This is a genomic window from Oleiphilus sp. HI0066 (assembly GCF_001635725.1).
This window is the reverse complement of record NZ_LWFH01000129.1, coordinates 1-1185: the sequence shown is the minus strand read 5'-3', so window position 1 is coordinate 1185 and position 1185 is coordinate 1. Positions and strand designations below refer to the sequence as shown.

At 45.8% G+C, this 1185-nt stretch carries 1 protein-coding gene and 1 pseudogene; both read right to left on the bottom strand.

Annotation, left to right across the window (positions count from 1 at the left end):
- The coding region (locus A3738_RS02375; RefSeq protein ID WP_197473524.1) for a hypothetical protein at window positions 1-368 on the bottom strand (368 nt) is incomplete at its 3' end.
- A gap of 415 nt (window positions 369-783) precedes the next feature.
- Window positions 784-1185, bottom strand: a pseudogene (locus A3738_RS30410) (12-oxophytodienoate reductase); the annotation flags it as partial.

Genomic DNA, 1185 nt, shown 5'->3' with positions numbered 1-1185 from the left:
TTGTGCCGAAGCTGCATCGTAAAAGCGATAGGGTTACCGGTCTCCTCTAAATGGTCTCCTATTAGACCATTTAATGCGGCCGACAGATGACCAACCAGTGCAGACTGTTGGTGCTCGGAAGGGATTTTCACGATCGGCAATAGCGTCTTTACACCCGAGCGGAAAGTATTGTTAAAAGAACGAATCGTTCGATAGGTAAAACCCGTTATACCCTTCGTGTGTTTAGAGCGACTCTCGCTCCAGGGCATTTGGTGACGTGAGATATCTGCATGCATAGCTTCAACAATCTCGGTCACGGATGCGACTAGATCAAAAGCTAGCAAACTGCCGCCTTGTATTAATTGCACCGTCTCTTTAGACACAGACATCCTTTGCCTCCTCTATCCCTAACTTGATCGCTACTACCATCATATAGATAAAGCGTCTACCCAAGCTAATTAAAATCTAGAGTTAGGCCAATATAATTTGAAGCATGGATACTACCTCTATTTAACGTGCACTGTTAATCCTTAGTAGTAGTGACACTCATGTTGTCGTTCTCGCACCCAATCAGTAATGACTAGATAGGAAACACTAAAGCTTTACCGTACCTTCGGAATTAGAACGAAGGGACAATCCCCTTGAGTTCGAAGAACTCAGGGTCGCCTTTTGAGGAAGATGATTTGCGAAGCAAGAGAGGCTGGCATGTTCCACCATAAGACCTTTGGCGATGCAAAGGTCTTAAGGTGCCGTCGGCTGCGGCCGACAGGAAAAGACGAATGACGAACTGTCTAAAAAAGTAACTTAAACGAGCTGCGTTAAGCTGTCTTTGGAATAGTCTTCTAGTTCGTCTAAGCGTTCTTCACGCACTTTGATCACCCATTCAGGGTCTTGCAACAACGCACGACCAACCGCAACTAAATCGAATTCGCCGCTGTTGATGCGATCATTCAACTGAGTAATCGAACCTGCTTCTACACCTGCCTGCGCTGACATATTCATACCATGTTCTTCACCAACGAAGCTGGTATTTAAGCCAACACTACCGACTGTGATAACCGGCTTACCGGTTAACTCTTTGGTCCAACCTGCTAAGTTCATGTGGCCGTTTTCTGGCGCATCTTCGAATTCTTTTTCCCAGTAACGACGCGTGCTGCAATGGAATATATCCACGCCGGCTTCAACCAAAGGAGTTAGGAATGTTTT